The organism is Dactylosporangium sp. NPDC049742, assembly GCF_040674675.1.
Classification (GTDB): Bacteria; Actinomycetota; Actinomycetes; order Mycobacteriales; family Micromonosporaceae; genus Dactylosporangium; species Dactylosporangium maewongense.
In genome coordinates this window covers 23,308-43,626 of the sequence record NZ_JBFANF010000059.1, presented here as the reverse complement: position 1 = coordinate 43,626, position 20,319 = coordinate 23,308, and the positions used below count along the sequence as shown (strand labels likewise).

Below are 20,319 nucleotides of genomic sequence, written 5' to 3'. Positions count from 1 at the left end.
CGGACGGGGTCAAGGGGTCTGTGATGGCTTGCCGCCGATCGACATGAACTGCGATGAGCAGGCGTTATGCAACGTCAGCTCTCGTCGCGCCGGGCGATCGACTCCTTGACTCGGATGCCTGTACCCTCTCGGAACTTGGGTGTCCACTGTGGATGATCGCGACACATCTTTGACACGAACGTCCGTACGGTGATCTCTCTGCGGTTCGTCGGCGTGCTCGCTTGGCGTTGCCCCTAATGGTGCGAGCTGGCTGTCTCGGCTGGCAACTCCTGCTGCAGCCAGCGCGAGTACGTCGGACACGACCGGCTGCTGATCGGGGTGTGCTGATCAGGCCGGAGATCGCGGTGCACAATTCTCGGGAGTCGCTGATCGCCTGCCGGACCTGCTGCTCGGTGACGGTGAGCCGCTGGCCGAGTCGGGTGGGGCTGGAAGGCACAGCATGCAGGTACTTGGCGTCGCCCACGCCGTCGCGATGGGTGAAAGCATGGCGGGTTGCCCAGGTCTGCAGCAGCCTCTGCCATGTCACCGGGTTGAGACGCTGACGGAGATCCGGGTAGCCGTTGGCGAGGACAGATCGGCGGTGTGCTCGAGGTGCTGGAAGATGGCGCCCTTGCCGTTCAAGATCTGGTCGGCGTTCGGGACGGCCGCGTGGAACACGGCGCTGGCGAGGGTCTCGACAGCGCCGACGAGGTTCTCCAGGGTGTCGACCCAGGTGCGGGTGAAGCCGCGTGCTCGCGTAGTGTCGCGGCGGCGTCGGCCGGCAGTTGGGTGAGTACGTCGAGGCGGACGGTCTCTGCGGCGAGGGCGTCGAGGGCAACGACGTCGGGCTGCAGTGGCCGCATACTGGGCAGAAGCGGTGCTCGCCGAACACTGCGTAGTGGAGGCCGCAAGTGGCGCAGTCCCGGATCCGGATGAGCTGTTCCTCGTCGATGCCGGGCAGCGGCCGCGGGTAGAAGGGCCGCGACCGGTAGCTGACCTGGATGCCGAATCCACCGGTGCGCGGCTGCGATCGCACGATCCGCCGGAGGCCTTGTCGAGCATGCCGTGCACCTGCTGCATCGCCAAGGCGCCGACTGCGCTCTTGGCGCGCTAGAGCTGCTGGTTGGTGATGAAGTCACCGGCGTCGGTCCGGTGGCCGCAGTAGACACAGCACAGTGACGATGTACTGCGTCTCGGCGGCCAGTACGTAGGTGCAGTGGAACGTGACTCGATACACCCGCTTCGAAGCGAGTGCTGGAATCGATGACAACACCACCGACGCGTTCGGGGTCGTGGTGGAACTGCTCTTGTACTACCAAGACGGCCGTCAGTTGGTCGCCATGGCGGTTGCCGCCTCGGTCGGGCACCCGCAAGAAATCTCGCTGGACCTGACCGGCGTGGTGAGCCTGCGTGCGACCTGCTCCGGTCGTAACGCGAAGACCAACCAGCAGCGCAGCACGTATGCGGCACTCGGCGACGCGAGGATCATTCACGCTTAGCTTGATCTAACCTCGGGTGGGTTGGTGTCGACCCCGGCGACACTAGGACCGAGTGCGATGCAGCTCGGAGCCGAACAGGCGGTTCTGCTCCTCTAGTCGAGAATTGGACACCTTCGATGGATTGTGTCGGCCTCAGTGGCGCGCCAATATGAGGTCCCCACCATCACGGGTCAGTTGCCTGTCTACGGATAGCCATCGAACTGCCGGGAGATTTCGTGGAAACCACCTGGAAAGGCATGCTGCTCGCGCTCATCCCAGTTGTTGTCGGTGCTGGTATCGGTATCCTGCCCACGATCTTCCTGGACCGCTGGCGAGCGTCGGCGGCGCTGCGGATCCGCTGGGACCAGACGCTGCACACCGTGTGCGCCAAGTTCGCTGCCTGCGCTCGCCGGATCATCGACATCAGCGAGGACATTCGGCCCGACCTGCCCTCGGCTCGCCTCAGTGAACTGGGGCGGGAGATCGACGTAGAGCACCGCACGCTCCAGGAGCTGATGGCAGAGGTGCGCCTGCTCGGGGATAAGGCAACCCAGGCTGCCGCACGGCATGTCGTCAGGGACAGCTGGGCATTGCGTACCCAGGTACTGACCGGGACCGACCCGCAATCCGCCAATGCGGGAGGGGTCGAGCCGCGGACCCGGACCTTGAACGGGCTGCTGGGCTTCTACCTGGCAGCACGCAGACAACTGCGTGTACCCGGGGCCGACGAACTCGAATCCCTCAATCCACCTTTCCCGAGCGCGGCGCAGCCGTGACCCGCGTCTTCATCTGCTACTCCCACACCCCGGGAGACTCCGAGTTCGCGAAATGGCTGTTCGAACAGCTGAGAGGTCCGGACTTCAAGCTCGACCCGAAGATGGACGTGCACACGCTCGGAATCGGTACCTACTGGTCCGAGGCGATCCCCGCCGTCATCAAGACCTGCGAGATGCTGCTGTTCGTCCGATCCCGGTTCGCGATCAACGCCCGTGTCTGCCGCCGCGAGATCGATGCTGCCTTGGTAGAGGGGCTGGAGATCGCCAACCTGCGCATCGACTCGGACGCCACCGATTTCGAACGCACCTGGGGGCACATGTCCGTCGATTTCAGTCGAGGACGTGAAGCTGGGCTCCGCATGCTTAAAGACAGGCTCCGGCAACGGCAGACGCCTGAAGGCCGGTTGTTGAGCATGACCTACAGCCTTGATCACCACCGCGACCGGCTGCGTCACGCCGATGGCCCACATCACGCGCATCATCAGCGTGAGGCCGAACGGCTGGAGCGTGAGATCGCCGTCCTCACCAATTCACTCAAACGCGCGTCCAGCCTCGGCGTCGCGACGGCTCGGCGCGAGCCCGACGTCGAGCAGCCGGCCACCGTTGATCTCGTCGAGCGAGTCGATGAGGCGGCCGCGGTGCGTGCCGCGCTCAAGGACGCAGAGCCCGGCGTCCTCATCGTGAGCGGACCCGCAGGTGTCGGTAAGACAACCATGGTGCGCGCCGAACTCGATCGCCTGCTGCAGGACGAGGCCGCCGATCCGGCGGGCGACAGCACTGTGGTGCACTATCACCTGGCGCGAGCCGGCTCTGCGCTCGGAGCGACCATCCTGACCGGGAGCGACACGCCGAAACGGCGCAGGCTGGACCCGGCCGGCGGGGTCCGGCAGGTGATCGACAAGGCGATCAGTGATGCCAAGGGCGCCCGGGCGATCATCGTCATCGACGCCGCAGATCATCTGCAGGGCCCGGTGAGTCACCGACTCGTCGACCTGGACCTTGAGGACGTCTTCGAACGGCTCTACGACCACCGCAATCGCCACCGGATCAAAATTCTGCTCGTCTGCCGGGAGGCGCCCCAGGCCAGCCCGGACAAGAGCTGGCTGCTGCTGTCCCGGCACGTCAGGCTGGACCGGGGTCTGACCCTGGACCAGTTCGCACGACTGCTGCGCCGCTTGGACCGTGGCAACGACCTCGGCGTCCGCACGACGTCGGAGCAAACTATGGCAGCTGTACACCGGTTCACCTGCGGTTCCCCCCGGTTGGCCGAGCTGATGCAGGTCAGCGCTGCCCGCGGCTATGCCCCACTCAGTGAGGTGGCCCGAGGCTTGTCGCGCGTGCCCATCGTCCGGGTGCCGATGGTGGTGTTCAACCATGTGATCGATTCGCTCGATGAGTCCGCTCGCGAGGTGCTGACGGCGGTGGCCGCATTCGGCACTCCGATCGACGAGTCGGCGATCCGGGTCCTCCTTCCGGGAAATTACGGCAAACGCCGCGTCGAAGGCATCCTGCAGTGGCTCGTTCGACGACACGTTGTCGACACCGCCGCCGGGCTCTTCTACGTCCGTGAACCCGACCGCGAACTCGTCCTGCAGGCAGCGGCAGGGCGCCTCGAACTCCTTAAAGGCGCAGCAGCCCTCCTCCGGAGCCGGGCACCCGACAACCCCAGACGCCTGGACGACCTCGACCTCCGGCTCAGCGAGATCGCGATCTGGCTCACCGCAGGCCAGTACATTCGGGCGTTCACCCGGATGGAGGACATCGAGCCTCGCCTTGCCGAGTTCAACCGTCGCGACGTGCTGCTCAGCTCGCGTCTTCGTCTCCGTGGCAACCTGAGCCGGCGCGACGAGGCCATCAACACCAACGCGCTCGGCCAGATCTACCTTGACAAGGGGCGCCTCCAAGACGCGCGGCTCGCATTCGAGCAGGCCGTTACCTTGAGCGAGGGCACAGCAGCCACCGCCGACCGATTGCGGGCCACCAGCAATCTGGCACACACCCTGTTTCTGTTCAACGACACGGCCACCGCCGAACGGTACTTCGAGGCGGTGCGGATCGAGGCCACCGATCCGTCCGATCCCGAGGCGTTGGCGCTCGCGTTGCACGGCCTGGCCGACTGCTGCGAGCGGCGAGGCGCCTATAAGCTCGCATTCGACCTGCTTGACCAAGCGGCCTCGCTGCGGGACCTCGGTCCCGTCGAGACCCTTCGCCGGAGCCTCAAACGAGCCCGCAGCCTCATGGAGCTCGGGCAAGACGCGGAGGCATACGTCCTTATCCAGCAGGCGGCGCATGAACCACAGGTCCGGACGGACTACCTTGTCGCACTTGCGACGTACCAGGTCGATCACGACGATCATGAAAACGGGATAGCGACATCCACGCAGGCCGCGCTGCAGGCAGTACGCGACGGCGACCGCGAACTGCTTCGACAGGCGCGAACCGCGCTCGCGGTCGCGCACCTGGCAAACCGCGACTACAAGGAGGCGTCGGGCGCGATCTCGTTGCCGGCCAGGACCCGAGGCGCCCACGTCGAGCTGTCCTCACTCGCCGTGCAAGGCGTGAGCCGGTTCAAGTCGGATCCGGCCGCCGCCCGCAGCGACCTTGTCCAACTCCTCGATGAGGCCCGCACACGATTGCAACTCGACCCGCACGACTACGTCTCATTCGACTTCGCCGGACTGGCCTGGTGCGGCCTGCACCTGTGGCGAGGCGATTCGCTCGATCGGGCACGCAGCGCCTTCGAGGAGGCAGGTCGTGCCGGCCGGCCCCCTGGCGTGCCTCGCCGTCTGATCCGGCTCCTGCGCGCGCTGCAGGACCAGGTGCGCAGCAATGCACTGGATCCGGTCATCTCGTCGTTGGAGGAGATCACACCGGATCGATCAGACCCAGACTCTGCGCCCGGATGAGAGCCTGCGTGCGGCCCTGAACTCCCAGCTGCTCGTACACCCGCTGCAGCAGCCGGTGCATCGCCCGTTCGGAGTATCCGGCCCGCGCGGCGAGATCGGTGACTGTGCCGCCCCGGGCGAGCGTGCGAAGCCATCCGAGCTGTTCACCGGTCAGGCGTGGAACGTCACGAGCCCCGTGCGCGGTGCCGGTCGTAACGTCATGGAGCACGTCCGCGGGTAACACTGCCAGGCCGTCGGTCGCGGCTTGGACGGCGAGGCGGAGCATCTCCGCCGATGCGGCCCGGGGGAGGACGCAGCGCGCACCCAGCCGCACGGCCCTGGCGCCTGCTGTCACGCCGCCTTCGGGGATCAAAACGATGATCGCCATCCAGTCCAAGCGAGCCGCAGCAGTCGTCAATTCCAGCCATGCTTGCTCGGAGTCGAGCGTCAGTATGGCCACCGCCAGCGGGCCGCGACGCGGCCATGCGGCAAGGTCCTCTATCTGCTCGACCACATGACCAGCTGCCGCGAGCTCCGCCTCCACGCCAGCCCTGAAGAGCGGCAGCGGGTCGACGACCGCCACGCTCACCACTCAGCCACCTGCTTCCCTGGAACTGCACTTCGGGCAGCAAGCACCTTATAGGTCGCCGGATCATGCCCCGTCCGTTGACACGATCCGGCAGCGATTCATGTCATGGACCCGCCTGCGGCAGCCTTCGTACCGTCGAATAGCACGGCGGCGGCCTCAGGGGGAAACGATGACCTACGGAGAGATGCATCCGAACTTCAACTCAGCGCGCCTCTCGCAACAGGTGAAGGACTTGGGCCCTGAAACCGTCGAGAAGATCATCGCTCTGATCTGGACCCATAGTGACCAGGGCATCAGCGACATTTTCGCTGACCAGGGCACCACGGTCCACCTGGCACCGATCAGGGAACTGCGCGCCGCGGTACGCCAGGGAAACTGACTGTCCAGCCGGCATCCGCCGCGATCGCCGAGCTGCCGAATTCGTGGCACTACGCAGGGATCGTAGCGATGCGCATCCAACGCCTCGGCGACATCCTCCATGAGTACGAGCATGCCGCCTGACCTTCACGGACGAGGTTTTCGGCAAGAGCAAGCCTGGGCCGCCACGTCGACCGTCGCAGCGGTCTTCGATGTGTGGCTACGGGATCGGTGACCGCGGCTACGTAGCAGCGCAACAGCTGCTTCCTCGACTTACGCGACTGCCGTCTGCGCTTCAGGGTGGGCATCATCGATGCCGATTGTGCGGGTACGGGCTACTCGCCGACTGGTTCGGCGGAGAGCCGGAAGAGGTACGGCGAGCCTGTCCGGTGGCCGGCCTCACCGAGAAGGTGAGTCTCCGCGTCCTGGAGTATCGACAGCGAGTCCGGCGCCGTTGGAACTTCTTCGTCTGGGTTGATGGCAGTGAACATCAAATCCGTCCAACTGTCATCGGTTCGGGACCAGACAGTCAAGTGATCCGGTACCCACAAGACCCACACTGTGTCGACCGATAGGTCCAATGGGGCGAGCGCCGCTCCGATAAAGAGAGACTCGTAGGTTTCGAGCGCGAACCGGTCGAGGGGATGAACCACGAGGAAGATATTCCGCGACACGTGCTGGCTGGTCTTTCGGAGCAAACTGCGCTGTGCCCGCTCCAGTAGTGGTCGGGCGTCGGCCAGGATGTCGTTCGCGCTCTCGACCATGACCGTCAAAGAGGATCCGATTGCGTCACTCGTGGTTCTGGCGACATCGATTGCATGATCGAATTCTCGGTATGGCCCCGGCATGGACTTGATCTCGAACGCGACCTCGTTGGTGCCTGCTGGCAGCAGCGTGAACGGGTTCGCGTCGGACAGCCTGAAGCGGAGGTCGACGTCCCCGTGTGTGTCGATCGCGAGCGGTGTATCGCCAAGGAAGGCGGTGGTGAGAATCGCCGCGAGATGCTCGCCAGAGCGCACCTTGAGTCCGGCCAGCTGATCCGGCGGTAGTTGCAGCAGCGCGTCGGCGGCGCGGACGACTGCTCGATGCCAGATGGCGATCACCTGCCCGCCGGTGTACTTGCGATCGTCCTCGCCCACCGGACGAAGGGTAGTCGCGGAAATTGATGAACGCAGCTGCGTTTCGGAGTCCCGCGACCTACGTCCGACCCTGCGGCGGGCCGCCAAGTTCCGAATCCGAGCTGTGAGCCAGTAGATCGAAGGTTTCCTGCGGTCGGATCGTGAGGCGACCCGGTTGACTCCAGGCGCAGTCGGCTCGGTCGAGGAGCTCGGCGTTCAAGGGGACGATGCGCAGGGCGGTGAGCGTTCCTGCGCGGGTGAGGTGCGGAATTTCGATCCAGTCGATGCCTTCGTGTTCGGTCAGGCACCATGGGTTGGCTTGAAGTAGCGCAAGGAGAGACCGGTGAAGTGTGGGGTTCGGCGGTGGTGGACGTCCTTGCCGTGCAGGTGGACGGCACGGGAATCGTGGCCTCGCTGTTCGACGTAGGCCAGGACGGCATGCCCGGCTCGACACAGAGGGCTGGACGGGTTCCAGCGGTCGAGCAGATGCTCTGCGGCGACGGGGTCGGTGACGGTGGCGTCTGGCAGGTCGAGCCGTTCGATGCTGATCGCGTTGGCTGCGACGGCGCTGGTCAGGTGTTCGCGTGCTGGCCGGTCGATCCAGCGGTCGAGTCCTTCGAATTGGGGCAGCATCGCGTCGCGTGGTGCTCTGCTGGCGGTGGGATCGGACGCCAGGGTGTGGAGCCGCTGGGCGGCGATGCTGATGGCTTCGCCGCGTCGCCAGAGCAGGGTCAGCGGGAAGTCCGTCCGCGCCGCGCCGTCGAAGAAGAATCCGAAGCTGCGGCTGTTGCCAACCAGCGCGCGGTGGATCAGTGATTGCGGGTTGCGACCTGAACTCAGTGACTGCACCGCATGGGCGATCCACCGGTCGTCCCGGTCCATCTCGATCGCCACATCAATGTCGTGGGGCTCGGCAGCGCCGCGGGCGAAGGACCCGAAGAGGTACACCTCGGTGATCAGGTTCGCCGGCTACACATGTCGTTCGGTATCAAGCCGTTGGAGGAGTTGCTGGACAAGCTGGGTGGCTCGTTCGCGCTTCACCGAACGATTCCGCCAGCGCGGGCCGCTCTCGGCGACCCCGCGGTCCGATGTGTCGACGAACGCCGACGCTCGGCGCTGGTGCTGGTGCTGTTGCATCAAGAAGGTTCACTCGATTTGGGGTTCCCTCGGTGGCGTGGAGTGGTGTTGTGGTTAGGACTGGGTCGCGGTCGGATGGAGTGGAGGGTTCATTCGAGAACGTTGAGCGGCAGCGGAGGTTGTCGTGGCCGATGTTGATGTGATCGTTCGAGATCCGGTGACTGGGTTGTTCGGTTTCCGGGTGGAGCTTGGTCGTGATCGTGCTGGTTCACGGTTGCAGGCCCGTCGGGGCGGGTTCGTCACGGAGCGGGCGGCACTGGCGGAGTATCGACGGTTGTGCCGGCAGCGCGACGCGCAGCGGCCGAGGTTGCGGCTGTCGGACACGGTGCAGACGTTGTGTGAGGATTGGTTGGCGGGTCGGGTGCAGCAGTTGCAGCCGAACACGGTGTACAACTACGTTCGCCTGCTGCATCTGATCTATCCGATGGTGGGTCGGGTGCGGGCGTCGCGGTTGAGCGGCCGGATGGTCGAGCGCGCCTATCAGCAGTTGGAGGCTGCTGGCTACTCCCGAACGACCTTGCGGACGTTGCATCTGGTGCTCGGTAAGGCGTTCGGGGAGCAGACCGGCCGGCCTCTTGGCGCGTGCAAGCCGCGTGAGTCCGACGACCTGCGTCCGGTGTGGACCGTGGACGAGGCCCGAGCCTTCCATGAGCATGTTGCTGCCGATCGGTTGTTTCCGATGTGGCGTTTGCTGCTGACGACCGGTTTGCGTCGCGGCGAGCTGTGCGGTCTGCGCTGGTGTGATCTGGAGCCGGATGTTGCGACGTTGACGGTTCGCCGGCAGCGGGTGGTTGAGGAGCCGACGAGCCGGGTGCGGGAGAAGCCGCCAAAGTCGCACAACGGCACCCGCAGCCTGGTGCTAGACCCGGCAACGCTCACCGTCGTGACCGGTACGAGGCCGCGGGGGAGGAGGAAGGCGGTCGTGTCCGGGTACATGTTCACCGGCCGGCACGGTCAGCCGCTGCGGCCGGACAACGTCACAGACAGGTTCAACCAGCTCGCGGTCGCCGCAGGGGTCCGCCCGCTCGGCCCGCACCAGATCCGGCACCTGGTCGCCTCGAATCTGCTGGACCTCGGGTACGGCATCGCGGAGGTGGCCGAGCGTCTCGGACACGACCCTGCGACGTTGATGCGCTACTACTCCCGGGTCAACGCCGGCCGTCGGCGCCAGAGTGCTGACGACCTTGCGGGGCTCATCGCGCCGGACTTCACCCCGACCACCGAGGCACGGAGCGCCGCATGAACGACGAACGCCAGTTCCGGACGCAGCGGATAGCCGGACTCCGGCGACGAGCTGATTCGTGGACCCCTTTACTCGGCCGGTTTATGATTGTGGTGACCTGGGAGAACGTGCTTGAGCACGTCGCTGGGGCCTCCGACGACTGGGGGTCAAGGGGTCGTGGGTTCGAATCCCGCCGTCCCGACGCAGGTCAGAGGGCTGATCCACTTTCGGGTCGGCCCATTTTGGCGTTCTGGGGACCAGATCGGTCAAGTGCAGCTCGTGTAGCGCACCTTGACCGGTGGTCAAGACTCGACGCACGACCGTTCGGTGATCAGCCTTCAAACGTCGACCAAACGATGTCGAGATGGCGGAGCGGTTCAAGGTGTGCGCGATGCCGGGCGCCGGTGAACGTGTACCAGGTGGCGTCATCGTTTGGGGCGAGTTGCACGACGAGGCCGTTGCCAACATGGAACTCGACATCACCCGGCGGAAACCACCGGTTCCGCAGAGGTACTTTTCGGAGCCCGCTCGTGAGGTGCAGTGCCTGCTCAGTGGTGAGGTCGGCGGTGGCCCTGTACGGGCCGGTGAATGATGCTTCGTACACCGCGAACAGCAGGAGAAACACGCTCAATGGATGAGGGTCAGCGATCGGTTCGTCCGCCCAGTACCGGTAGAACACTGCTGGGTCGGGCGTAGCCGGATCGATGGCGAGGACGAAGCCGCCCTGGTTCTCTGCACCGAACTCCAGCCAGCCGTCCTCGCCTGGATGCAATCTGTACGGCGGGAACAGGTGATCCTGCCGACCGAGGACCTCATCGCGTCCTGCCGCTGCGGTGTGGAACGAAGCGAGGGCGGCGGGAATCGATTTCGGCACCACGACGTGTCCCTTCGGTGGCACATCGGTGTACCAGCCGGCGATAAAGTCGCGGGTCGCTCCGACCGGGTCGTCCGGCAGAAGGTCGAGCCATGTCGTTGATGGAGGCGGCGGCGGGTGCAGCAGCGGCCGTGCACGGTCCAGCGCCTCAAACGGCAGCGGGTGTCTCAGGTGGAGCCGGTACTCCAAGAGCCTTCCCTCGCAAGGATCGTAGACACCGCCGCCACCGTGGGCGATGGAACCGAGCGGCATACAGCCGTCCTCTACGCGCACGAATCCGAGCAGTGCGGTCTGCGTGGCCGGGCTGGGCTGTCCGCGGTGAATGAGGTCTTGGAGGAGAAACGTGTTGACTTCATCCGGGAACGGACCCGTGAGTTTGAGCAGTTGGCGATCCTGCACGGCGGTGCCGTCCGGCCGGTCGCCGGGTTCGACAATTGCGATGAACGCATCCGGGCCCAGCACGTAGGTCACGAACAGCGTCCGATAGATCCGTGCTTCGGCGCCGGCCAGTGCGACGACGTCCGACTCGGGGATCACATCGAACCCGCCCGGCCACGGTCGGCTCTCTGATTCGCTCGTCAACATCGCCGCGAAGCTAACAGATTCCCAGGGTGCGACGGCAGACCTTACTGCTGCCACCGTGCCTCGGGGACCTGACGGGGACCACACGTCGTGCATGATGGTGGACGGCGCGCCGCGGACCACACGCCCTGACCGTAGGCATACCGTGCCTGACGTTGCCCTTGCCGAAAACCTCATCCGTGCAGGTCAGGCGGCATGTTGGTATTCGTGGAGGATGCCGCCGAGGCGATTATTTCTTCGTATGTCGAGGCGGCTTATCTCGTCCGGGTTGACGATCGGTGTGGGTAACGGGCACAGCGGTCGGGCGTTCGCGATGCCCTGGTGAGGCCGATGCCCGTTGTAGAACTGTTCGAACTCGCGCAGCGCGTGGAGCAGGTGGCGCTGGTTCCAGATCAGGGTCCGGTCCAGCAGTCCGCGGCGGCAGGTCTGGACCCAACGTTCCATGATCGAGTTCATTCTCGGCATCTGGATGCCGCTGAGGACGACGTCGATGCCCGCGTCGGCGAGGACAGCGTCGAACAGTTCGGCGAACTCGGCGTCCCGATCGCGGATCATGTACCGCGCTCGGGAGCCGTTGTCTTCGAGGTCCATGACAAGGTTCTTCACGGCCTGCACCACCCAAGCGGTGGTTGGGTGCCCGGTGGCACCAGGATGTGGACCCGGCGGCTGGCGTGCTCGATCGCCGCGAACACGTACATCCGTGCTCCGGTGAGGGTGACCGTCTCCAGGAAGTCGCACGCCAGCAGAGCATCGGCCTGAGAACGCAGGAAGTCGGCCCAGGTGCTGGCCGCCCGCTCGGGTGCCGGGTCGATCCCGGCTTCCTGCAGGATCTCCCAGACGGTGGATGCGGCCACTTTGATTCCCAGTACGAGCAGTTCGCCGTGCAGGCGCCGGTAGCCCCAGCTGGGGTTCTCCCGGGCCAGGCGCAACACCAGCACGCGGACGGAGTGCACGGTCCGTGGCCGGCCCGGCCGTTTGGGTCGGGAGACGGCCGCGTGACGGCGGGCGAGCAGGTCACGATGCCAATGCAGCACCGTATCGGGGCGCACCAGCAGCCGCACGCGGCGTAGCACGTCGCGTGGCAGGCTGTGGAGCAGGGCCGCCAGGAACGCCCGATCGCTCGCGTCGAACCGCACCTTCTGCTTGCCCAGTTGGCGTTCCAGCACCGTGATCTGATGGCGCAGGGCAAGGATTTCCACGTCCTTGTCCCGATCGCTCATCGGCAGCAGGCGCAGCACCGCGAACGCGTTCGTCACAGCCAGGTACGCCAGTCGCAGCAGCACGGCAGAACATCATGCCGCATCGATCACCAGCTACGCCCAGGCCCAGCAACCGGATCAACATCTCCAACACCCCACACCGGCCTCACCAGGGCGGATGGGGTTTTCGGCAAGCGCAACGCCAGTCGCAGCAGCATGAGACAGCATCATCGCGTAGTCACCGACGGCGAGGGTCCTCAGGACACCGAGACCCGACGAGACACGATCGTCCTCACTTGTCAGAATGCCCTCTGGACCAGCACGGACGTATTTGTCGGCAGGTACAGCGTTGACCCGAGGACAGCGCGGCGGAAACGGCTCGCACCGCCGCGACACCGTGATGATCACCGAATATCGAACATGAGCGCGCACGTGATCAAGGGGTGCAGCGTTGGATGGCACTGTACCTTCGCCGGCCGGACCGTGAGCAGGTCCGGCCGGGTGCGTGGGTCAGGCGCGGATGGCGTTGCGGGTCTCGGTGGCCCGGCCGGAGACGAGCAGGCTCTCGTGCTTGCTGATGTCGAGGTTGGAGCCGTCGATGACGGCGCCGTCGAGGCGGCCCGGGTAGACGAGGGTGTCGGCGCGAGTGAGGCGACAGTTGACGGCCATCCGGCGACGGTCGGAGTTGTTGGGTGGCGAGCCGTGCATGGTGCGCTCGCTGAAGATGACGAAGCTGCCGCGGGGCATCACCATCGTGGCCACGGTGCCCGGCGCCGGCTCGAAGTCGGTGAACTTCGCCAGGAGCTCCTCGAAACGACCGTGCAGATAGGTGGTGAGCTCCTCGAGGCTGGCCGCGTCGACGTCGTAGCCGTCGAGCCAGGTGGCGGTGTCGATGTCCAGGACCAGCTCGCTGCGGCGGGTGCGCTCGGCGACCTGCTCCTTCGTGAGGCCGACGAACGGCTCCTCGTAGAAGGCCGACTGGGTCATCGGCACCTTCACCCACGGCACCTTGGTCGTGTTGGTGCCGGCGGCGAACTGCAGCGGACCGTTCTCCGGGGTGACGTCGTCGAGCGCGACCCAGACGGTGAGGTCCCAGGCGTCGTCGCCGGCGTCGGCCGGCTGCAGCGAGGGGGTCGAGTTGCCGATCTCCTCGCCGTCGAACTTGCCCCATTCCTGGTGCCAGCCGATGGCGTCGCCGCCCGGCGGCTTGTAGAAGATCTTCGATCGCCACAGCAGCAGGTCGGGTCCGAGCAGCTCGGCGACCCGCCCGACGATCGTCTCCTGGGTGAATACGCGCTCCAGGTCACGGTCGACGAGGTGCCAGTCGCGCAGTGCGTACCGGCCGTACAGCGGCTGGGTGTGCCGCTCCTCGACGATGCGTTCGCACCGGTCGGCGAGCTCGGCCAGTTCCTGGTCGGGCAGGCCGAGCGGGAACGGTCCCGCGAATCCGTCGCGCCAGAACCTTGCCGCCCCGTCCGGCCCGAGTGTGCCCGGTCCTTCGGTTGTCAACGTGTTGGTGCCAGTCACCTAACTGACCTCCTGATCATCTTTGATCCAGGAAGGTGGACCCCTGTGCGGTCGCCAGGGGTTTCGAACCTCCCAACGTGCCTCGCCGCAGACTACGGCACAGATCAATCGGCAGCTGCCCCTTCACTGACCCGTTTCGTGTCGTCGGGAGTCGATGTGGCAGCAGATTTTGTTTCGTCCAGCGTCGATGTGCTGGCGGCGTCGACGGTGCGGGTGCCGGCCAGGATGGCGAGCACGGCCACGGCGGCCAGGGTGCCGCAGATCCAGAACACGGCGCCGCCGACGCCAGCCCACAGCGTGGTGCCTAGGACCGGGCCGGCGGAGTAACCGATCTGGTTCGCGACCGTGGTGACGGCGATGTACCTGGCCCGCAGGTGCGGCGGCGCGACCATGGCCGGGTACGCGAACATCGACGGGCTCGCGACGACCTCACCCATCGTCCACACCAGGGTGGCGACGACGAGACCGGCGATGCCCAGTTCGACGCTCCACAGGCTCAGCCCGATCCCGGTCAGCGACATGCCGATCGCGATCGCGGTCCGCGGCTGCAGCCGCTGGGTGAGCCGGGTGACCGGCACCTCAAGGCAGATGACGGTGAGGGCGTTGAGGGAGACGAGCGCGCCGAACACCGTGGTCGCGTAGCCCAGCCCGTCGAGGTGCAGCGGCAGGGTCGCGGGTCCCTGGATGTACACGATCCCGTTGACGAGCAGGGCGAACAGGAACAGCACGAAGCCGCCGTCGCGCAGGACCCGGCCGTAGCCGGCCCGCGCCGCGGGCACCGGGTCCGCGGGCGAGGCCGCGGAAGGTTCTGCGGCTCGGGCCACCGACGGCAGGGCGGCCAGCACGAGCACGCCGAAGAGCGCCGACGAGCCCGCCTCCACCCAGAACAGCAGGTCCCACGACACGCGGGACAGCACCGCGCCGAGCAGTGGCGCGACGAAGATGCCGGCGTTGAACGCGAGCCGCCAGAACGCCATCACCATGACGAGGTGCCCAGGTGGGGTGGCCTCGGTGATCATCGCCTGCGCCGGCGGGCGCCAGATGCCGTTGAGTGACGCGGCGGCGAGCGAGGCGAGCACGACCAGCCACGGGTTGCCCAGGTTGGCGGCACCGATCAGGCCCGCGATCAGGGCGGCGGTCGAGAACATCGACAGCGCCATCGCGAAGCGGTACCCCATCCGGTCCGCGATCGTCCCGCCGATGAACGCGCCGGCGATCCGGCCCGCGCCCCAGGCGCCCAGTGCCAGCCCGGCGTGGAACGGCGAGAAGCCCTTCCGGGTCAGGTACAGCGTCAGGAACAGCATCAGGAAGCTGCCGACGGTGTTGACGAGCGTGCCGATCAGCAGCACCCAGACCGGCAGCGTCATGGCGCGCACGGTCCGCATGACCGTCGGTGGAGCCTCGGAGGTCATCGCGGAAAACTCCATTCGACGGGGACATTCACGGGGGTCACCCAGTGAAGATGATCGGCGTAGTCTGTGGACCGTCTCGCATTGTGGAGGATGATCGATGCGTATTCCACCCCGTGCTAATGGCGTCCGTCGATCGGGGCCCGCATGAACCTGGTCACCGAGGCATACCTGGCGGCGTTCCCGGGCGCGTCGCCGCCGGTGCCGGCGTTCGGCCGGCAGTTGCCGCTGGAGCCCGCGTTCGTCGACACGCACGGCACGCGGCTGCTGTCCCGGCCGCTGTTCCTGCCTGAGTCCGCGATGCGCCAGGTCGCGGCCGACCTGCGAGTCGTCATCGACCTGGTGACGTCGCTGCCGGACCGGCTGTTCGACGGTGACCGGCGCCGCCTCTGCGCGGAGCTGGGCATGGACGCGCGGGCCACCGACCTGGCCTGCGCTGTCGCGCCGGGCGCCGGCACCCCGGTGTATGCCCGGCCCGATCTGTACTTCGACGGCACCGGGTTCCGGCTGCTGGAGCTCAACGCCGGCAGCGAGCTCGGCGGGGTCGACTGGGCCGCGATCAACGAGGGCTACCTGCGCCTGCCGGAGTTCCGTGCCTTCGCCAGCGAGCACGACCTGCGCTACGTCGACACCGGCGACGAGATCGCCACCTACCTGCGTCGGCTGGCCGCCCCGGTGACCGGCGGCGCCGACCCGGTCGTGGCCCTCACGGACATCTCCAAGAACATCGCCAGGTACAACGCCTGGTACATGTCGTTCGTCCATCACATGGCGAGCCGCGGCATCGATGTCTGCATCACCCACATCGCCGACCTCGCCGAACGCGACGGCCGGCTGCACGTGGACGGCACCCCCGTCGACGTCGTCATGCGGTACTTCACCCTGGAGGAGTTCTGCGCCGAGCCGCGTGCCGAGGAGTGGCTCGCGCCCGTGCTGCGGGCCCAGGACAAGGGCACCGTGGTGTTCTTCGCCTCGTTCGACCACGGCATCACCGCCAACAAGGGCAACCTCGCCCTCGTCTCGCAGCTGCGCGACGACGGCCGGCTCACCGCCGAGGAGGCCGCCGCCGTCGACCGGGTCCTGCCATGGACGCGGCGGCTGACGCCCGAGCTGCTGCCGCAGTGCCGCGACGAGCGGCAGCGGCTGGTGCTCAAGCCCGGCTCCGGCTCCAGCGGCGACGGCGTCACCATCGGCTGGGAGGTCACCGACGCCGGGTGGGAGGCCGCGCTCACCGCGGCGCTGGACGGGCGCTTCGTGGTGCAGGAGCGCGTGGACGGCGCCATCGAGCGGGCGCCGGACGGCAACGGGACGTCGCAGTGGCTGCCGGTCTGGGGCGTGTTCGTCTTCGAGCAGGGCTACGCCGGCACGTTCGTGCGCGCGTCGCCGATCGGTGCCGGCTCGGTCATCAACGAGGCGACCGGCGCCGCGTTCACCTGCTCGTTCACGTACCCGGACCCGCGATGACGCGGGTGGAAAGAGGCGTCATGGACCGACCTGTCGTCGTGCTCGCCGAGCCGTTCTCCTCGGCGAGCCTGATCCCGGCCGCGCTGCGCGAGGCCGGCCTGGCCCCCGTGGCTCTCATCGACCCGGCCGTCGCCGGGATCGGGGTGCTCACCGCGTTCCGCGACGACGAGTATGCGGCGGTGATCGAGCACCACGGCGACGACGTGGCGACCGCCGGGCAGATCCGGGCGCTGGGGCACACCGTCGGCATCGTGCCCGGCACCGACCGGATCGAGGGGCTCTGCGGCCGGCTCGGGCAGATCCTCACCCCGGACCGGATCAACGTGCCCGAGTTCGCCGCGGCGCGGCGCAACAAGTATCTGTCGCACCAGGCGGTCGCGGCGCACGGCCTGGACATCATCAAGCAGACGTATGCCGCCGACCACGCGGAGATCGCGGCCTGGATAGAGCGGGAGGGTCTCGCCGGCCGTGACCTGGTCGTGAAGCCCGCCACCAGCGCCGGCACCGACGGCGTCGGCTTCGCCCTCGGCGGGAAGGGCTGGCCGGACCTCGTCGACGGGCTCATCGGCGCCGTCAACCGCTACGGCGCGGTCAACGACAAGGTGCTGGTGCAGGAGTACATCACCGGCATGGAGTACGCGATCGACACGGTCAGCTTCGACGGGCACCACTCGCTGACCGACATCACCCGCTACCGGAAGGTGCAGAACGCCAACGGCTGGGCCATCTACGACAACGTGGAGTGGCTGCCGTACGACCTCGACGAGTACGGCCACGTCCTGGACTACACGTTCGGCTGCCTCGACGCGGTCGGCTTCCGGTTCTGGGCCGCGCACACCGAGGTCATGGACACCGAGCACGGGATGCGGCTGGTCGAGATCAATCCACGGCCAGCCGGGGCGATGAAGCCGTTGTGCAGCGAGGTCGCCACGGCGGGGGAGAGCAGCCAGGTCTCCCGCATCGTCGACATCTGCGCCGGCCGGGGGGCGAGCCTGCCACCCGGCTTCAACCTGCACAAGCGGGTGATGGCCGTGTTCCTCATCGCCGAGACGTCCGGGGTGGTGCGCAACGCCGAGGTCTTCGACCGGGCCCGGGACCTGCCCAGCTACCACTCACCGGTGTTCCTGGTGCGCACCGGGGACCGGGTAGCGGCCACCACCGACCTGGTGTCGAGCATGTCGATGGGGTACATCCTGCTCGCCCACGACGACGTCGAGCAGGTGTACGCGGACCGGGAGGCGATCCGGGCGCTGGAGAAGGAACTCGTCATCGAGCCGTGACGGTCGCGCTCGCGGTGGCCGCCTTCAGCCCGTGCAGGCGGCCCCGCGGCACGTGCAGCGCGTCGCCGGCCCGCAGCCGGTGCGGTCGCTGGGTCGCCCACGCGTACACGTCGACGTCGCCGTCGTGCACGCAGAGGGTCGTGTCGGCGTCGTACACCCGCGTCACGAACGGTGAGTCCGGCCGCAGGACACGGGTCGTGCCACCGTCGGTGACGCCCCGGGTCGTGTGGGTGTCGAGGTTGTCGGCCCAGCGGATCTGGGCGAGGAAGTCCTCCTCGCCGAGCCGCATCATCACCTTGGTCTCCTCGACGCCCCGGACCAGGTCGGGGATGACCGCGTCGCCGTGGGCGCGGGCGAAGCCGAGCAGCAGGTGCTCGAAGGTCATCCGGCCGTGGTGGATGTCGATGTGCGCGTGCTCGTCGCAGTACCGCGTGTCGACCCGGTCGCCGAACACGGTGCGCAGCATGGTGCCCATGTCGGCGAAGCCCTGCGCGAAGAGCCATTCGAGGTAGGTGACCGCGCCCATGTAGCGGAACATGCCGGCGTGGTTCTCGCTCACGTGGTTGAAGTAGCTGGTGCCCGCCAGTGAGCTTGTGAGGTAGAAGTTCCAGTACGCGTGCACGTCGGGGTGCAGGCCGATGCTGCGCAGCAGCCCGCGGAAAATGGTGCTGTGCTTGGCGGAGTGCACACCGTAGCCGAACTCGTCGATGAAGATCTTGAACAGCTCGGACTGTTCGGGGCCGTACGACCCGCCGAGGTTGCGGGCCATCGCCGACGCCTCGGTTAGCGCGTCCAGGCCGAGCTGGAACAGGTACAGCGCGGCCGCCTCCTCCGCGTGGCGGCACTGCGTGATGGCGAGCATGGTGCCGCGCAGCGGCGCGGTCGCGGTGACCTCCGGGTTGTTGCCGCTGCCGTCGGCGGGCGAGCCGACCGCGTCGACCTCCGCCATGAACCAGGCCCGCAGCTCATCCAGCGTCCGCACTGCCGGTTTCGCGGCCGCGTCGGGCAGGAACCCGAACGAGCACCGCTCCAGGTCCGGCCAGACCGCATCGCGCAGCCGGCGTGCCTCCTCACCGTAGAACGCGTCGAAGTCCGCCTTGACCGGACCGACACCGTCCTCGGGCAGCAGGATCATGCTGCTCTCGTATGCGTTGCACAGGATCCGGCTCACCACGAGATGGCGATGCTCCAGGAATCCCTCCTCGGTGACCGGCCGGGCGAAGTCGCGGTCTGTGAGGTCCTCCAGGCCGATCGTGCGGCGGTACGGGTTGCCCACGATGACGACGTCCGGCCCCGCCTGGAAGAGCCGCTGTTCGCAGTACCGCTCCACGGCCTCGGTGACGGTCATGCCTCGGGCTCCTTCCTGATGCCGGTGAAGCAGATGCGCAGCCCGTCGTGGCGCACGTCCACGGCGAGCGGGACCTCAGCCTGCACGCCGACCGGGCGCGGCAGGCATTGCACCGCCTGCTTCCAATGCGTCGTGGGATGGTCGGGCGCGTTCGTCACGGTGACGCCCGGCACCAGCTCCAGCTCGAACCAGAACGCCACCGCGTGGCACGTGCCGGTCGCGGTCGGCGTCACGCGCAGCGTCACGCGCTGCGGCGCCGGGCCGTCGCGGTGGAAGTCGAACCGGAACACCTCGAACGGCGCGGACAGCACCCGGTGCTCGTGCCGGCGCAGCCGCGAGTCGAAGTACTCCAGCGACGCCAGCTCGTTGAACTCCGACAGGTCGAAGCCGTGTAACTCCCCGACGGTGTTCTTCTGGTGCAGCGCCCGGCTCTCCACCAGCTGCGCCAGCACCCTGGCCCGGCCGGGCACGACGACGGCCTGGTCGGTCAGCAGGTGCTCGCGCGCGTGGCTGATCGAGCCGAGGATGCCCTCGCCGAGCAGCCCGCAGTCGACCGTCTCGGTGATGAGCACGTCCGCGCGTCGCGGCAGGTCGCCCGGGACGACCAGGTCGGTGGACATCTTCGGCACGACGTCGACCTGCGCGGCGTACCCGGCGCCGTCGACGATCCTGCGCGCGGTCTCCGCCACGACCGGCTGGCCCTCGCACGCGACCACCCGCTCGGCGCCGACACGGGCCGCCATCAGCGCGAGCATCCCGGAGCCGGTGCCCAAGTCCAGCACGAGATGGTCGGCGGTGACGACCTGCTTGATGGCCGCCTCGTACTGCACGGTCCGCTCGTGGTCGTGCATCATCTCGAAGTGCCACCGCGGGACGATCCGGCGGATCGCGCGGTTGTAACCGGTGACCGCCCGCCAGTCCTGCGGGTCGAGCTCACGGGCGCGGCGGTAGTGCTCGGCGGCCTCGTCGTAACGCCCGTCGTGGAACAGCGCCTCGGCGCGCTCCAAATGGTCCAGCAGGAACTGGGCCGTAGGTGGTATGCGGCTCTTCATCGTCCCCCGAATCAGTCCGGCGGGCGAGCCGGTTCGTGGCCGC

General features: G+C 67.3%; 17 protein-coding genes. 7 read left to right on the top strand and 10 right to left on the bottom strand.

Annotated elements, in window-relative coordinates:
• Positions 1-1,190: 1,190 nt before the first annotated feature.
• From AB0J72_RS45205 to AB0J72_RS45195, 3 genes are all read left to right on the top strand, one after another.
• Positions 1,191-1,478, top strand: coding sequence for an NPCBM/NEW2 domain-containing protein (locus tag AB0J72_RS45205; RefSeq protein ID WP_363411579.1), 288 nt, complete (start codon positions 1,191-1,193; stop codon positions 1,476-1,478).
• Between the two features lie 215 nt (positions 1,479-1,693).
• Positions 1,694-2,233 carry a hypothetical protein gene (locus AB0J72_RS45200; RefSeq protein ID WP_363411577.1) on the top strand — a complete coding sequence of 180 codons (540 nt, stop codon included), beginning with the start codon at positions 1,694-1,696 and terminating at the stop codon, positions 2,231-2,233.
• Complete coding sequence (locus AB0J72_RS45195) at positions 2,230-5,139, top strand: AAA family ATPase (RefSeq protein ID WP_363411575.1); 2,910 nt, start codon at positions 2,230-2,232, stop codon at positions 5,137-5,139. Before AB0J72_RS45200 ends, AB0J72_RS45195 begins: the two co-directional genes overlap by 4 nt.
• Here AB0J72_RS45195 and AB0J72_RS45190 read toward each other — a convergent pair.
• The gene (locus AB0J72_RS45190) at positions 5,099-5,707 is read right to left on the bottom strand and encodes a DNA-binding response regulator (RefSeq protein ID WP_363411573.1); all 609 of its coding nucleotides are present in this window, start codon (positions 5,705-5,707) and stop codon (positions 5,099-5,101) included. The genes AB0J72_RS45195 and AB0J72_RS45190 overlap by 41 nt on opposite strands.
• A gap of 169 nt (positions 5,708-5,876) precedes the next feature.
• On the opposite strand from AB0J72_RS45190, the gene AB0J72_RS45185 reads away from it, so the two are divergent.
• On the top strand, positions 5,877-6,086 hold the full coding sequence (locus tag AB0J72_RS45185) for a hypothetical protein (protein WP_363411571.1): 210 nt from the start codon (positions 5,877-5,879) through the stop codon (positions 6,084-6,086).
• Between the two features lie 313 nt (positions 6,087-6,399).
• On the opposite strand, the gene AB0J72_RS45180 is transcribed toward AB0J72_RS45185, so the two are convergent.
• Together AB0J72_RS45180 and AB0J72_RS45175 are read right to left on the bottom strand one after the other, a co-directional pair.
• On the bottom strand, positions 6,400-7,203 hold the full coding sequence (locus AB0J72_RS45180) for a hypothetical protein (RefSeq protein WP_363411569.1): 804 nt from the start codon (positions 7,201-7,203) through the stop codon (positions 6,400-6,402).
• Positions 7,204-7,482: 279 nt separating this feature from the next.
• Positions 7,483-8,130 (bottom strand): nucleotidyltransferase domain-containing protein, encoded by a 648-nt coding sequence (locus AB0J72_RS45175; protein WP_363411567.1) that lies wholly within the window; start codon positions 8,128-8,130, stop codon positions 7,483-7,485.
• A gap of 313 nt (positions 8,131-8,443) precedes the next feature.
• Here AB0J72_RS45175 and AB0J72_RS45170 point away from each other — a divergent pair, with 313 nt between their 5' ends.
• The gene (locus AB0J72_RS45170; RefSeq protein WP_363411565.1) at positions 8,444-9,562 is read left to right on the top strand and encodes a site-specific integrase; all 1,119 of its coding nucleotides are present in this window, start codon (positions 8,444-8,446) and stop codon (positions 9,560-9,562) included.
• Between the two features lie 310 nt (positions 9,563-9,872).
• Here AB0J72_RS45170 and AB0J72_RS45165 read toward each other — a convergent pair whose 3' ends face one another.
• The 5 genes from AB0J72_RS45165 to AB0J72_RS45145 form a co-directional block, all read right to left on the bottom strand.
• The gene (locus AB0J72_RS45165) at positions 9,873-11,000 is read right to left on the bottom strand and encodes a hypothetical protein (protein ID WP_363411563.1); all 1,128 of its coding nucleotides are present in this window, start codon (positions 10,998-11,000) and stop codon (positions 9,873-9,875) included.
• A 183-nt stretch (positions 11,001-11,183) separates the two neighbouring features.
• Complete coding sequence (locus tag AB0J72_RS45160) at positions 11,184-11,603, bottom strand: integrase core domain-containing protein (protein WP_363411561.1); 420 nt, start codon at positions 11,601-11,603, stop codon at positions 11,184-11,186.
• On the bottom strand, positions 11,600-12,280 hold the full coding sequence (locus tag AB0J72_RS45155) for a helix-turn-helix domain-containing protein (RefSeq protein WP_363411559.1): 681 nt from the start codon (positions 12,278-12,280) through the stop codon (positions 11,600-11,602). Before AB0J72_RS45155 ends, AB0J72_RS45160 begins: the two co-directional genes overlap by 4 nt.
• 426 nt (positions 12,281-12,706) lie before the next feature.
• Positions 12,707-13,723 (bottom strand): phytanoyl-CoA dioxygenase family protein, encoded by a 1,017-nt coding sequence (locus tag AB0J72_RS45150; protein WP_363411557.1) that lies wholly within the window; start codon positions 13,721-13,723, stop codon positions 12,707-12,709.
• 104 nt (positions 13,724-13,827) lie between these two features.
• Entirely contained in the window at positions 13,828-15,135 is a 1,308-nt protein-coding gene (locus AB0J72_RS45145) for an MFS transporter (protein ID WP_363411555.1), read from the bottom strand.
• 144 nt (positions 15,136-15,279) lie between these two features.
• On the opposite strand from AB0J72_RS45145, the gene AB0J72_RS45140 reads away from it, so the two are divergent.
• Both AB0J72_RS45140 and AB0J72_RS45135 read left to right on the top strand, forming a co-directional pair.
• Positions 15,280-16,596, top strand: a complete 1,317-nt coding sequence (locus AB0J72_RS45140; RefSeq protein ID WP_363411553.1) for a hypothetical protein — start codon at positions 15,280-15,282, stop codon at positions 16,594-16,596.
• Positions 16,597-16,616: 20 nt separating this feature from the next.
• Complete coding sequence (locus AB0J72_RS45135) at positions 16,617-17,876, top strand: ATP-grasp domain-containing protein (protein ID WP_363411552.1); 1,260 nt, start codon at positions 16,617-16,619, stop codon at positions 17,874-17,876.
• On the opposite strand, the gene AB0J72_RS45130 is transcribed toward AB0J72_RS45135, so the two are convergent.
• Both AB0J72_RS45130 and AB0J72_RS45125 read right to left on the bottom strand, forming a co-directional pair.
• A complete protein-coding gene (locus AB0J72_RS45130; protein WP_363411550.1) occupies positions 17,863-19,224 on the bottom strand; it encodes an iron-containing redox enzyme family protein in 1,362 nt (453 codons plus the stop codon). The genes AB0J72_RS45135 and AB0J72_RS45130 overlap by 14 nt on opposite strands.
• A complete protein-coding gene (locus AB0J72_RS45125; protein WP_363411548.1) occupies positions 19,221-20,276 on the bottom strand; it encodes a 50S ribosomal protein L11 methyltransferase in 1,056 nt (351 codons plus the stop codon). The genes AB0J72_RS45130 and AB0J72_RS45125 overlap by 4 nt, the downstream gene beginning before the upstream one ends.
• Positions 20,277-20,319 lie beyond the last annotated feature (43 nt).